10 protein-coding genes are annotated in these 13,509 nt (G+C 40.9%); 2 read left to right on the top strand and 8 right to left on the bottom strand.

Annotated elements, in window-relative coordinates:
- Nucleotides 1-155 precede the first annotated feature (155 nt).
- Complete coding sequence (uvrA, locus tag WAA20_RS01680) at nucleotides 156-3,029, bottom strand: excinuclease ABC subunit UvrA (RefSeq protein ID WP_073387556.1); 2,874 nt, start codon at nucleotides 3,027-3,029, stop codon at nucleotides 156-158.
- A gap of 446 nt (nucleotides 3,030-3,475) precedes the next feature.
- On the opposite strand from uvrA, the gene uvrB reads away from it, so the two are divergent.
- Nucleotides 3,476-5,470 carry an excinuclease ABC subunit UvrB gene (uvrB, locus tag WAA20_RS01675; RefSeq protein ID WP_073387497.1) on the top strand — a complete coding sequence of 665 codons (1,995 nt, stop codon included), beginning with the start codon at nucleotides 3,476-3,478 and terminating at the stop codon, nucleotides 5,468-5,470.
- A 143-nt stretch (nucleotides 5,471-5,613) separates the two neighbouring features.
- Here the strand turns inward: uvrB and WAA20_RS01670 are convergent, their stop codons facing one another.
- From WAA20_RS01670 to WAA20_RS01650, 5 genes are all read right to left on the bottom strand, one after another.
- On the bottom strand, nucleotides 5,614-6,960 hold the full coding sequence (locus WAA20_RS01670) for a S41 family peptidase (RefSeq protein ID WP_073387499.1): 1,347 nt from the start codon (nucleotides 6,958-6,960) through the stop codon (nucleotides 5,614-5,616).
- Between the two features lie 63 nt (nucleotides 6,961-7,023).
- Nucleotides 7,024-8,220: a peptidoglycan DD-metalloendopeptidase family protein gene (locus WAA20_RS01665; RefSeq protein ID WP_081373811.1), complete on the bottom strand. Its 1,197-nt coding sequence runs from the start codon at nucleotides 8,218-8,220 to the stop codon at nucleotides 7,024-7,026.
- A 230-nt stretch (nucleotides 8,221-8,450) separates the two neighbouring features.
- Nucleotides 8,451-9,353 carry a permease-like cell division protein FtsX gene (gene ftsX / locus WAA20_RS01660; protein WP_073387561.1) on the bottom strand — a complete coding sequence of 301 codons (903 nt, stop codon included), beginning with the start codon at nucleotides 9,351-9,353 and terminating at the stop codon, nucleotides 8,451-8,453.
- The gene (ftsE, locus tag WAA20_RS01655; RefSeq protein WP_242951171.1) at nucleotides 9,340-10,077 is read right to left on the bottom strand and encodes a cell division ATP-binding protein FtsE; all 738 of its coding nucleotides are present in this window, start codon (nucleotides 10,075-10,077) and stop codon (nucleotides 9,340-9,342) included. The genes ftsX and ftsE overlap by 14 nt, the downstream gene beginning before the upstream one ends.
- 60 nt (nucleotides 10,078-10,137) lie before the next feature.
- Complete coding sequence (locus WAA20_RS01650) at nucleotides 10,138-11,226, bottom strand: helix-turn-helix domain-containing protein (protein WP_073387501.1); 1,089 nt, start codon at nucleotides 11,224-11,226, stop codon at nucleotides 10,138-10,140.
- 299 nt (nucleotides 11,227-11,525) lie between these two features.
- Here WAA20_RS01650 and WAA20_RS01645 point away from each other — a divergent pair, with 299 nt between their 5' ends.
- Nucleotides 11,526-11,723: a YjfB family protein gene (locus tag WAA20_RS01645; RefSeq protein ID WP_073387502.1), complete on the top strand. Its 198-nt coding sequence runs from the start codon at nucleotides 11,526-11,528 to the stop codon at nucleotides 11,721-11,723.
- 150 nt (nucleotides 11,724-11,873) lie between these two features.
- Here the strand turns inward: WAA20_RS01645 and WAA20_RS01640 are convergent, their stop codons facing one another.
- Together WAA20_RS01640 and WAA20_RS01635 are read right to left on the bottom strand one after the other, a co-directional pair.
- A complete protein-coding gene (locus WAA20_RS01640) occupies nucleotides 11,874-12,725 on the bottom strand; it encodes a S1-like domain-containing RNA-binding protein (RefSeq protein ID WP_081373809.1) in 852 nt (283 codons plus the stop codon).
- The gene (locus WAA20_RS01635; protein ID WP_073387505.1) at nucleotides 12,718-13,500 is read right to left on the bottom strand and encodes an acyl-ACP thioesterase domain-containing protein; all 783 of its coding nucleotides are present in this window, start codon (nucleotides 13,498-13,500) and stop codon (nucleotides 12,718-12,720) included. Before WAA20_RS01635 ends, WAA20_RS01640 begins: the two co-directional genes overlap by 8 nt.
- Nucleotides 13,501-13,509 lie beyond the last annotated feature (9 nt).

Genomic DNA, 13,509 nt, shown 5'->3' with positions numbered 1-13,509 from the left:
AAATCCTTCTAAGTTCCTTTTTATCTGTACTCCCGCATCCATGCGCATTTTCCGATATACAGTTTATGTAGTTAACGTGATTACATTTTTGTAGTATCACACTATTCTACGTCCTATATATCGGAACAATTGCGCTATCTATTAACCCTGATACTTTATTTGAGCATTTTAGCCACGTAATGACCAGTATAAGATTCTTTTACCTTGGCAACCTGTTCAGGTGTACCCTTGGCAACGACCGTTCCGCCCTTTGCACCACCTTCAGGTCCAAGATCTATTATGTAATCGGCTGTCTTGATAACATCGAGGTTATGCTCTATTACTACTACCGAATTACCCTGAGCAACAAGCTTTTGCAATATATCAACAAGCTTTGCAACATCCGCAAAGTGAAGACCTGTTGTAGGCTCGTCAAGAATGTAGATGGTCTTACCTGTACTTGTTCTTGAAAGCTCTGTAGCAAGCTTGATACGCTGTGCTTCACCACCGGAAAGCTCTGTTGAAGGCTGGCCCAGCTTAACATATCCAAGACCTACATCGTAAAGAGTCTGGATCTTTTTATGTATCTTGGGAACGTTCTTAAAGAATTCCAGTGCTTCTTCCACTGTCATATCAAGAACGTCGTATATATTTTTTCCCTTATATCTGACTTCCAGAGTCTCTCTGTTATAACGTTTACCGCCGCAGACTTCACAAGGCACATATACATCAGGCAAAAAGTGCATCTCGATCTTAACGATACCATCACCTGAGCAGGCTTCGCATCTTCCTCCTTTTACGTTAAAAGAAAATCTGCCCTTGGCATAACCCTTGGCTTTGGCATCAGGTGTACCTGCAAAAAGATCCCTGATGAGATCAAAAACGCCTGTGTAAGTAGCCGGATTGGAACGAGGTGTACGTCCAATAGGTGACTGATCTATATCTATTACCTTATCCAGAAGTTCAAGACCATCTATGCCCCTGTGATCTCCCGGTATGCATCTGGCCCTGTTAAGGCTCTTTGCAAGATGCTTGTACATTATCTCATTTACAAGTGAGCTCTTGCCTGAACCGGAAACACCTGTTACTACGGCAAGTACTCCAAGAGGAAATCTTACATCAATATCCTTGAGATTGTGTTCTCTTGCTCCTTTGACTGTAAGCCAGCCTGTAGGCTTTCTGCGCTGCGCAGGTACCGGAATAGACTTTTTACCAGAAAGATACTGACCTGTTATGGAATCAGGATTAGCCATTATATCTTCTGCTGTACCTGTTGCCACAATAGTTCCGCCATGAGCGCCTGCTCCGGGGCCTACGTCTACGATATAATCAGCTTCTCTCATAGTATCTTCATCGTGCTCTACAACGATGAGTGTATTGCCAAGATCGCGAAGATTTTTGAGAGTATTAAGAAGCTTATCATTATCCCTCTGATGAAGACCTATACTAGGCTCATCCAGTATATAGCAGACTCCGCAAAGGCCCGAACCGATCTGTGTTGCAAGTCTTATACGCTGAGCTTCTCCACCTGACAATGTTCCCGTAGCTCTTGAAAGTGAAAGGTACTCAAGACCTACATCCACAAGGAATCCAACCCTTGCCCTTATCTCTTTTAACAGCTGTGCTCCGATAAGCTCCTGCTGCTTAGTAAGTGTCAGGTTCTGTAAATACTTGTGAAGTTCCTCTATAGAGATCGAAGTAATCTCATAAATATTTCTGCCATCAACAGTTACTGCAAGTGACTCAGGGCGGAGCCTCTGACCATTGCAGGCTGTACATGGAGTAAATGTCATGAACTCTTCGTATTCAGCCTTGGCAGTCTCTGAAGCTGTCTCTCTGTAGCGCTGCTCGACATTTTTGATAAGGCCGTCGAACATGATAGGATATGTACCTTCACCGCGCTGGCCCTTATAGTGAACGTTGACGGTCTTATCAGCGCCATATATAAGAACATCATGGATCTTCTGCGGATACTTTTCAAAAGGAGTATCAAGATCAAATCCATATGCCTTGGCAAGAGCTTTAAGCGTAGCATTGGCAAAGCTTCCCTCTTTGTTACAGGACTGCCAGCCCATTACCTGGATCGCTCCCTCATTGATCGAAAGAGTCTTATCCGGGATCATCAGATCCTCATCAAACTCCATCTTGTATCCAAGACCTGAGCACTGCGGACATGCGCCATAAGGATTATTGAAAGAAAAGCTCCTTGGCTCGATCTCCGGAATAGATATTCCGCAATCAGGGCATGCAAAGTTCTGGGAAAAGTTGATCTCTTTATCCCCTATAACATCTACAACAAGAAGACCTTCTGCCAGAGAAAGCGCTGTCTCTATAGAATCTGTAAGCCTTCCCCTGATACTCTGAGGATCTTCTTTGACAACAAGTCTGTCTACGATTATCTCAATATTGTGCTTAATATTCTTATCAAGACTGATATCTTCCGAAAGGTCATACTGATTGCCATCTATCCTGATACGGACATAGCCGCCCTTCTTGGCTCTCTCGATAACCTTCTCATGCATACCCTTTCTGCCTCTTACAACAGGAGAAAGAATCTGTATCTTGCTTCCAACAGGAAGTGACAATATCTGATCCGCCATCTCATCAACACTCTGGCGCCTGATCTCCCTTCCACAATTCGGGCAATGCGGAATACCGATCCTTGCATAAAGAAGTCTGAAGTAATCGTAGATCTCTGTAACAGTACCCACTGTAGAACGAGGGTTTCTGTTAGTAGACTTCTGATCAATTGAAATAGTAGGCGAAAGCCCCTCTATCTTCTCAACATCCGGCTTATCCATCTGTCCAAGGAACATCCTTGCATAAGAAGAAAGCGACTCCATATACCTACGCTGTCCTTCTGCAAAAATAGTATCAAACGCAAGCGAAGACTTACCCGACCCTGAAAGCCCGGTAAATACAGTAAGCGTTCCCCTCGGAATATTTACATCCACACCCTTAAGATTATGCTCATTAGCATGACGCACTCTAATATAATCATGAATATCAACAGGAAGCGGCTTCTTACCTGTTGTATTCACTTTTGTCATATGTGCATTACTTTCAGGGGTTGTCTGAGTATTTATCTTTTTAGCTGACATAACTGTCCTCGTTTCTAACTTCTCGCGGATTCCTGGGGATGAGAGTTAATAAATGATTTTCTGGTCATGAAAATCATTTATTAACTCCCATCCCCAGGAATCATCAAGGTTTTAGTGATGTTTAATATGTGCAAATTTTCAATTGATTGCATCAAATCTTATGATGTGAAAACATTATACCATAGCATTTCAAATACTAAAATCATTTTTGTTATCAAAATAACTCTTTTTCTGCTATAAGACTCACAAATAAGACATCTACTCGCTCATAAAGCTTCTTATAGCCACAGAGTCCATAGTTATTATATATCATTTTCATCATTTGCCATAAGTAATAATTCTGCTAAAATATATACATAGCACGCGCAGACAGCGCTCATGACATGAGGTTATCTATGGATAAATTTAAACTTGTTAGTGATTTTAAGCCAACGGGCGACCAGCCTCAGGCTATAGAAAAACTTGTAAAAGGTTTTAAGGAAGGCAACCAGTTCGAGACCCTTCTTGGCGTCACTGGTTCAGGTAAGACTTTTACCATGGCCAATATCATCGCCGCCTTAAATAAGCCAACCCTTATAATCTCCCACAACAAGACTCTTGCCGGCCAGTTATATGGCGAAATGAAAGAGTTCTTCCCGGAGAACGCCGTAGAATATTTTGTCTCATATTATGATTATTACCAGCCTGAAGCCTATGTTCCTCAGACTGATACTTATATTGCCAAGGATTCTTCCATAAATGATGAGATCGATAAGCTTCGACTTTCCGCGACAGCTTCTCTTGCAGAGCGCAATGACGTTATCGTTGTAGCATCAGTTTCATGTATATATGGTCTAGGTAGCCCTGATGAATTCAAGGGAATGTCCATATCTCTTCGCCCCGGAATGACTAAAGACAGGGACGAAGTCATCAAAGACCTTGTATCTATCCAGTATCAGCGCAATGACATGGATCTGTCCCGTTGTAACTTCCGCGTACATGGTGACGTCGTAGAGGTATTCCCTGCTAACGCTGACGACTATCTTATAAGAATTGAATTCTTCGGAGATGAGATAGACAGAATATGTGAGGTAGAGCCTCTCTCAGGCAAGGTGATCCATGAGCTTGAACATGTCATGATCTTTCCTGCTTCTCATTATGTTGTTCCTCAGGAGAAGATCAACAGAGCTTGTGAAAATATAGAAAAAGAGCTTGAAGATCAGGTTCGCTTTTTCAAGGGAGAAGACAAACTTATAGAGGCTCAGCGTATTGCAGAAAGAACCAACTTCGATGTAGAGATGATGAGGGAAACAGGCTTTTGTTCTGGTATCGAGAACTATTCAAGACACCTTAATTTCATGGCTCCGGGAGAACCGCCTCTTACTCTCATGGAATTCTTCCCAAGAGATTTCCTAATAATCGTGGACGAATCTCACATGTCGATTCCACAGATTGGTGCCATGTATCATGGTGACAGGAGCCGAAAAGAAACCCTTGTAAACTATGGTTTCAGACTTCCTTCTGCTCTTGATAACAGGCCTCTAAATTTTGAGGAATTCGAAGAGCACATCGACCAGATGCTCTTTTGCTCAGCTACTCCAGGTAAATACGAACAGGAGCATGAGCTTCTTCGTGCAGAACAGGTAATAAGACCAACTGGTCTTCTTGATCCTGAAGTTGACGTAAGACCTACAGAAGGCCAGATTGATGATCTTTTGTCCGAGATAAGGAAAGAGACTGATAAAAAAAATAAGGTACTTGTTACTACTCTTACCAAGCGTATGGCTGAGGATCTTACAGAATATCTTGCAGAAAACGGAGTAAGGGTCAAATATCTGCACTCTGATATAGACACCCTAGAGCGTGCTGAGATCATTAGAGATATGCGCCTTGATGTATTTGACGTTCTAGTCGGAATCAACCTGCTTCGAGAAGGTCTGGATATTCCTGAGATAACTCTTGTTGCTATCCTTGACGCAGATAAAGAAGGTTTCCTCAGGTCAGAAACATCTCTTGTACAGACCATAGGACGTGCCGCAAGAAACTCAGAAGGCCATGTAATCATGTACGCCGACACCATGACTGAGTCAATGCAAAATGCCATAGACGAGACCAACAGACGCCGTGAGATACAGATGAAATATAATGAAGAACACGGTATTACTCCTCAGACTATCAAGAAGGCTGTCCGTGATCTTATCGCAATAACCAAAGAGATCACTAAGGAAGAAGTCAAGTTTGAAAAAGATCCTGAATCCATGAGCAGAGATGAGCTTGAAAAGCTTATCGGCAAGGTTCAGAAGAAGATGAAAAAAGCAGCTGCAGAACTCGATTTCGAGACTGCTGCCGCTCTTCGTGACCAGATGATCTCTCTTAAAGCTCATCTTAATGAGATCACAGGTGGAAACTGATATAATGCACTCCTTCCGGGCGCACTACAAATAAAGCGAAGCAAAGCAAAATTAGCAAAATAAAGCGTCATATCAGGTTTATCGCCTCATATGACGCTTTTTTATTTATAGTATTATCTCATGATTTTTCATCAACCTTTTTATCAGCCTATTTCTTCAGCAATGATTTCAAGTGCCTTATCAAGCTGATTGTCAACTCCATTCTCCGCTGCTTCCGGATCGTATTCGATCTCAACATCAGGATCAATACCTGTTCCATGAATGTTGATGCCATTTGGTGTGTAATACTTACTTACTGTGAGCTTAACTGCTGTTCCATCACTAAAAGGAATGATCCTCTGAACGATTCCTTTACCATAAGTTGTAGTACCAACCAGGGTTCCCATTTCATAATCCTTGATAGCTCCTGCAAGGATTTCTGAAGCACTTGCAGAATATCCGTTAACAAGTACTACCATCGGCATATCGAACTCATTTTTTCCATCACAGTTATAATCAACTCTATTGCCATCTTTATCAACTGTATAAACTATTGTTCCCTTAGGAAGAAGCTGGCTTGCTATCTCACATACTGTATCAAGGTTTCCACCGGGGTTAGATCTAAGGTCTATCACAAGACCTTTCATTCCCTGCCCCTTAAGTGTTACAAGAGCTTCTGTAAACTGATCACTTGTTACTGTATCAAACTCGGTAATCTGGATGTATCCGATATTACCTTCTTTCATTTCATATTTAACTGTAGGTGTCTGGATCTGGCGACGTTCAACTTCAATTTCAAGATAATCGGATTCGCCTTCTCTTACTATTGTCAAAAGAACTTTTGTATGTTCCTCACCCTTAACATTACGAATGAACTCTTCAAGCGTCATTGATTCTGTGAGCTTGCCATCAACTTTATAGCATACATCGCCTTCTTTAAGTCCAGCCTCCTGAGCAGGTGAACCATCCATAACGCCGGCAATGACAGGAAGTCCTGTTGTATCATCTGTACTTATATAAGCACCGATTCCATAGTAGATACCATTTGTATCTTCCATAAGAGCGGTAAGCTCTTCCTCGGTATAGTAAACAGAGTATACATCTCCAAGGCTATCAAGCATGCCTTCATACATACCATCTGTAAGAGTCTTGGTTGAAACATTTTCAGAATCAATATAATACTCATCGATAGTCTGTTCAAGGAGCTGAAGCTTAGCCATTGTTTCATCATTAACTACAGACTCATACTCATCAGTTTTACTATCTTCGTCCTGTTCTTCTGTATCGTCTTCTTTTGCACTTTTACTGTCATTATTATCAACTTTAGTAGTTGTGACCGTATATGGTGCCGATTCATGTTTTACCAGTGCGAAGCTTACAGAAAATACGACAGTACTTAAGAATGCTCCTGCAACTACTCCAAGGAAAAATGTACCCCAATTAAATTTTTTTCCTGGTTCTGGAGGATTTTCATTGACCATTTGATTGATCATTTCATTCTCATTATCCATTTCCAATAAAAACCTTTCTATACTTTTGCTTATTTTCTTTATATGCCAAAGCAGGGGAATCACTTATTTGAGGTAATTCCACGGGCTAACATATGACCCGTTAAGGCGTACACCAAAATGAAGGTGTGGTCCTGTTGATCTTCCTGTAGATCCAACAGCTGCTATATTCTGGCCGGCAGTAACTTCCTGACCTGCAGAAACATACAATGCTGATGCATGCATGTAGATTGTATAGAGTCCATCACCATGGTCTATCATAATATAGTTGCCCATGGTGCTTGAATACGATGCTGCTACAACCGTTCCTGCATATGCAGCCAGAATACTGGAGCCTGTAGGCGCTGCAAGGTCGATACCGTTATGCATCTTCTCTATACCAAGAGTAGGATGCATTCTCATACCAAAATCATCTGAAATTCTGGTATAAGCAGGACAAGGCCATGTAAACATACCGCCATCATACGACCTTTTATTTTGATCTGCAAGTTTTGCTTTATCAGCTTCAACTGCTTTTTCCAAAGCAGCAATTGTTTCATTTTCTTCTGCTATCTGAGCTTCATACTCTTTAATAGCAGCTTCCTTGTCGGATATATCGGCATTTACTGCAGAAAGCTGTGTCTGCTTTTCTGCAAGAAGCGCTTCCATACTTGCCTGCTCAGCTTCTATATCTGCCTTGGCTTCTTCAAGGGTCGCCTGCTCTTCTTCAAGAGCCTGTTGTGTAAGAGCTATAAGCTGCGTTGTAAGGATATATTCCTGAAGTTTCTTGTTATCATATGCGGAAAGCTCAGTAATATACTCAGCTTTATTAAGCATATCTCCATAACTGTCTGATTGGATAAGAAGTTCCAGAAGGTAGGTATCACCTCTTTCATACATGAACCTTATCCTTTCCTTCATGGACTCATACTGCTGTTGCTGTATTTCTTTGGCAGCTTCAAGTTCAGCCTTGGTTTCTTCAATCTCAGTTTCTTTATCAGATATCTGCTGTTCAAGCTCATCAATATTGGCCTGCATAGCAGAAAGAGAAGCATCCAGCTCGGAAATATAAGCATTCAGATCACTTTTATCTTTTTCCAGTTCCTTCTTAACTTCCTCAATATCTGTAAGCGATGACTTCATCTTGTCACGCTCTTTTTTTGCATCGTTTATCTGGTTTTCTTTTTCTTTAATACTTTCTTCTGTGACTTCTGCATAGCTTTTTATGGTGAATTTATCTGCTGAAAATGTAATACAGAAAGTCACCATCAATATGAGTGCCATTAACTTGCGAAAAGTACCTATATTAAAAAAAAGTCGTTTCTTTTTCAAGTCAAATTCCCCCAAAAGCAAAATAATCCGTCTAAGGACGTTAATGAGTCTTTGTGCCAATATGCTGTTTGAATCACCACATGATCACAAAGACCTAAACCACTCACACCCTAACGGATTATTACAGATTAATGAATTCATCTGTTCCTGAAAAAAATATTTAAGGAACAAAAATATTATGCTTATACCCCAAGATGTCGACGCACTGTAAATGCACTTCCGAAGAAGCCTATTCCAACTCCGATCAGCACTGAAATTGGAACCAGTGATTCATAAATATGCTGTACCGGCAAGAATGTCAGTAAGTTACTGAGTATGGAATAATGTGTACTAATATAGCTTACTACTTTATTGTAAAGATAATAGATAACAATAAGCGGAATGATAGATCCGATGATACCAATAAGGATACCCTCTATAACGAAAGGCGCTCTGACAAAATAGTCTGTAGCTCCAATATATTTGGCAATCGTGATCTCAGATTTTCTTACTGATATACCAATAGTTACCGTATTGCTGATAAGGAATACGGATACACACAAAAGAATCAGAATGATACCAACTGAAATAACAGCTATGAGCTTGTTGATACCGCTAAGTGTAGATGCTGTGATCTCTGATCTTCTTACCTCTCTTACAAGTGTCTGATGACTTTCAAGATAAGTTACAAGTGACGGCTGAAGAGAAACATCCGTCATGTAGATCTGAAGGTTAGCAGAGTCTTCAAGGGGATTTTCTGTAAATCCATCAGCATATTCTCCAAGATAATCAGTCTTGAAACTCTCCCACGCAGCTTCTGCTGAAATATATTCAACCTTACTTACTTCTGTTCTGTTCTGAATTTCTGCCTGGAAAGCTAGTATCTGCTCTTCAGTAACTCCCTCCTGGAAAAAGACAGTTACAGAAACTCCCTCTTCTGCAGTCTTTACAATATTTGAAAAGTTAACAATTATCGAATAGAACGTACCGAGAAGGAAGAGACATGCAGCTATAGTTGCGATGGATGCAAGTGTATACCAACGGTTTCTTGTAAGGTTTCGAAAACCCTGGCCTATTGTATAGAAAAAAGTACTAATAATCCTCATCATCGATATATACGCCCTTCTCAGCGTCGTCTACTATGACGCCTTTTTTCATTGTAATAACGCGTTTCTGCATTGCATTGACGATCTCACGGTTATGGGTAACCATTACAATAGTTGTACCATTTTCATTGATCTTCTCAAGCAGCTTCATGATCTCCCATGAAGTATTGGGATCAAGGTTACCTGTCGGCTCATCGGCCAAAAGAATAGATGGCTTATTAACAAGTGCTCTTGCAAGAGCAACACGCTGCTGCTCACCTCCGGAGAGTTGAGTTATCTTATTCTTATATTTACCGGCAAGGCCAACTGTTGCTAAGATCTTTGGTACATTTCTGCGAATTTCACTTCCCGGTTTCTGAATGATATGCTGAGCAAAAGCAACGTTTTCATAAACATTACGATCAGGAAGCAGTCTGAAATCCTGGAATACTATGCCGAGATTTCGGCGGAATTTAGGTATCTTACGATGCCTTATATGATTCAGGTTGTACCCCATCACCGTGATTTCACCTTCAGTAGCAGTGAGCTCACGAAGAAGGAGTTTTATAAGTGTTGACTTGCCTGAACCGGAATCTCCAACTATAAATACAAATTCGCCCTTTTTGATGTGAAGCGACACACCATCCAAAGCAGGAGATCCCGTTGTATAGGACTTAGTCACATTCTCAAGTGTTATTATCTCGTCGCTGGGGATCCTTCTCCTCTTTCTTCGCGCTTTTTCCATCCATTGTCCTCTCTATAAGTCCCGCAGCTTCTCCCTTATTATTGCAACCGGACTTATTTTTTAATATTCAAACTTTTCCATATATTTCATGTACTTAACGACCATAAGTGCGATCTTGAAGGTAATAGCATCTTCAAATACACGCAGATCAAGACCTGTGCTCTTTTGAAGTTTGTCCAGACGATACACAAGTGTATTACGGTGAATAAAGAGCTGTCTTGATGTCTCTGATACATTAAGATTGTTCTCAAAGAATTTATCGATAGTAACGAGAGTCTCCTCATCGAAATCATCGGGGTTCTTGCCACCAAATATCTCTTTTATGAACATCTTGCAAAGCGGTATAGGAAGCTGGTATATAAGTCTTCCGATTCCGAGTTCGCCATAGCTGATGACTTTGCGGCCTTCAAAGAAAATCTTACCAACATCAAGAGCCATCTTAGCTTCCTTGTATGAGCGGCTGACTTCTTTTATCTCCTTGACAGTTGTACCAACAGCAATGCGCACTCCCTTAAGACCTTCCTTCTCAAGTTCAGAAGCAAGACCTGCTGCAAACTTACTGATCTCCTGAGGAGTATCAAGTGAAGATACGTCTTTTACGATGATAACGTTATCCTCATCTACCTCAGTTACAAAATCATCACCTGTTGATCCGATGTGAGTTCTTGTAAGCTCAAGTGCACCTGCATCTCTTCCGTTATCTGACTCCATGATCATGGTTACTCTTGGAGAATCAGACTGGATATGGAGCTTCTTGGCACGTGAATAAATATCAACAAGAAGGAGGTTATCAAGAAGGAGGTTCTTGATAAAGTTATCCTTGTCAAATCTCTCTTTATATGCAACGAGCAGGCTCTGAAGCTGAAATGCTATCATCTTGCCAAGCATGTATATATTCTCACCGCTTCCTCTTGCAATAAGAATATACTCAAGCTGCTGCTCATCATATATTTTGAAATACTGCTGTCCCTGAATTTCCTGGGAATCTGCAGGAGATGCCACAAACTCTCTTGCGGAAACAGAAACATCTGCAGCCTCAGCAAGTGTAGATGCGACCTCTTTACCGTCAACATCAAGTACACAAAGCTCAACGTGCGCGATGTTCTTAAGGCCATCAATCGTATTCTGTAAAATCTGATTTGAAATCATTTATGAAGTGCCCCTTTCATTTCACAAGATTGGATATTTCCCCCTTGCTATATTGTAAAGCACTTTATTGAAAAAATCTATAATTACACAGTGTTTTTTTGTGAATTATTAATAGCTAAAGTGGTTTTTAGTAATTTTCGGGGTGAAAAAATAATTTATGTTCTAAAAAATTGCACAAAAAACAAATTATATATCATTTATCAGGCGAAAACAGCCGATATGAACTATAAGATATGGTTGAATATGCTTTCGCTTATATAGCAGCATTTTCGATCATTCCGCACAAGGAGGTGAGGTATATGGATATAGCAAGTCTTTCTACCGCGTTATCCATGAGCAAACTTCAAAACGACTTTAGCGTTGCGATGTTTGCAAAACAGCTCGACACTTACAAAGACCTGGGCGAAGCAATGACGCAGAACCTCGATGAACTTGGTAAGCAGATGGAGCTGTCAGTTAACCCAAGTGTAGGCAGTAGTTTTGACGCTTCGGTATAATGATTCATATTTTTTCTTTCGTCATTGCAAAAAGAAACTCATGAATCTTCAGAAAGTCAGAACGTGCGCCGACAACGCACCAGCCAGAGCACGGCAAGTTATCTTGCCGTGCTTTTTTTGCAGGCACATCAACTTTTAATGACCGATCTTTTATTCATCCGCTTTATCTGTCTTACGGATTCCTCGCTCAAAGATCTCGATCTTACCCTCTTTTAAAAGTCTTCCTACCGCACGCTTAAACTCATTTTTACTCATTGAGATCTTGTCTCTGATAATATCAGGACTTGCTTTATCGGTAAATGGAAGTACACCGTTATAGGCATCTATCTCTTCAAGGATCTTCTTTGCATCTATATCCATCTGCTGAAGGGTCTTTTCTCTGATACTAAGAGTAAGCTTTCCATCCTCGCGGACTGTAACAACTCTGGCATTTACTGTATCACCTATCTGAATATCACCGTAAAGCTCTTTCTTGGGGATCAGTGCTGAGTACCTGTCATCTACCGCAACAAAAGCACCAAAGTTATCACTCATCTCATAAACAACACCTGTAACACGGGAATCCTTTTCATAAGGGCTGTCTGTATCAAGATACTCATAGACATTCATGGTAACGCACAGACGGCTTGATTTATCTATATATAGAGCACACAGAACTTCCTCGCCCTTTCTGACTCTCCTGGTCTGCTCATGGAAGGGAAGAAGTACGTCTTTTTCAAGTCCCCAGTCCATGAAAGCGCCTATCTTTCCAACATCAGTTACTGTAAGTCTTCCTACCTGATGCAGCATAAGCTTAGGCTCAGTTAATGTAGAAATAAGTCTGTCATCAGAATCTTTATAAAGAAATACTTCTAACTTATCTCCAAGTTTGCAATCCTTTGGAACCTGTTTTTTGGGAAGGAGGACTCTTTCGCTTCCGTCAGTTCCCTCTTCAGCCAGATATATGCCAAAATCAACTTTCTTGGTAACCACCAGAGTCTGTTTTTCACCTAAATTAAACATTATGTTCCTCCTTTCCGGAACCTGATACATCCTTTTGGGTCACTTCTATAATGCAGTAGGGTTTGCCATCTTCATCACCAAGTGAAACTGTATGGACTATGCCGCTCTCATTTGCGTTTGTGCAGCAGACAGGATATATCACATCTCCAAGACGTGCCTGCATCCTGTATTCTGCGCGGAGCCTTTGGACAGTGGGCATAACCTCACAATTATCCTCGAGCGATCTTATAACGCCCATACCCATATTGATATATTGATTATTATTTACATGCTGATTAGTATCAAGATGATAAGGCTGAACCGGTATCTTCTCTGCCTTTTTGATATCTCCTTCTTTAGGAAAAGAAATCTTTCTGGGCAGATACTCCATCGGCAGTTTTTCTTCTATTGGGTATCCCTCAAGGATATCAGGAGTAACCCTGACGGGCCCGCCTTTTTTTATATTGATGAGAGCCCATACAGAATTGGCGACAGCAAGTCTTTCACCATCTTCCGTATCCATGAAGTAATTTCTGCATCCGACAAAGCCTTTTATTTCGTATGGAATCGTACCGATTATAACTTTTTCGCCAAGTCTGGGATATCTCGAAACATCGACCTGCCATGAGTTTACGACCCATGCCTGATCTCTTTCACCAAGATAATCGATTCCAATTCCGCCATCTTCCGACTGGAATGTAGAGCAATCCTGAAAATAATTCATAAGGGCCTCCATAGATAGGAAGCCCTGAGAGTCTATCTCGCTATATCTGATTCTAGATTTAAAACAATACATATAGTTTTT

Origin of the sequence: Butyrivibrio fibrisolvens (genome assembly GCF_037113525.1) — a bacterium.
GTDB lineage: Bacteria > Bacillota > Clostridia > Lachnospirales > Lachnospiraceae > Butyrivibrio > Butyrivibrio fibrisolvens.
This window is presented reverse-complemented; position numbering and strand designations above follow the sequence as displayed.

Excerpts from the sequence above, each read along its gene's own strand:
- ftsX (WP_073387561.1), bottom strand. The coding sequence starts at position 9,353 with ATGAGGATTATTAGTACTTTTTTCTATACAATAGGCCAGGGTTTTCGA.
- uvrA (WP_073387556.1), bottom strand. The coding sequence starts at position 3,029 with ATGACAAAAGTGAATACAACAGGTAAGAAGCCGCTTCCTGTTGATATT.
- WAA20_RS01635 (WP_073387505.1), bottom strand. The coding sequence starts at position 13,500 with ATGTATTGTTTTAAATCTAGAATCAGATATAGCGAGATAGACTCTCAG.
- WAA20_RS01640 (WP_081373809.1), bottom strand. The coding sequence starts at position 12,725 with ATGTTTAATTTAGGTGAAAAACAGACTCTGGTGGTTACCAAGAAAGTT.
- WAA20_RS01645 (WP_073387502.1), top strand. The coding sequence starts at position 11,526 with ATGGATATAGCAAGTCTTTCTACCGCGTTATCCATGAGCAAACTTCAA.
- ftsE (WP_242951171.1), bottom strand. The coding sequence starts at position 10,077 with ATGGAAAAAGCGCGAAGAAAGAGGAGAAGGATCCCCAGCGACGAGATA.
- WAA20_RS01670 (WP_073387499.1), bottom strand. The coding sequence starts at position 6,960 with ATGGATAATGAGAATGAAATGATCAATCAAATGGTCAATGAAAATCCT.
- uvrB (WP_073387497.1), top strand. The coding sequence starts at position 3,476 with ATGGATAAATTTAAACTTGTTAGTGATTTTAAGCCAACGGGCGACCAG.
- WAA20_RS01650 (WP_073387501.1), bottom strand. The coding sequence starts at position 11,226 with ATGATTTCAAATCAGATTTTACAGAATACGATTGATGGCCTTAAGAAC.
- WAA20_RS01665 (WP_081373811.1), bottom strand. The coding sequence starts at position 8,220 with ATGGCACTCATATTGATGGTGACTTTCTGTATTACATTTTCAGCAGAT.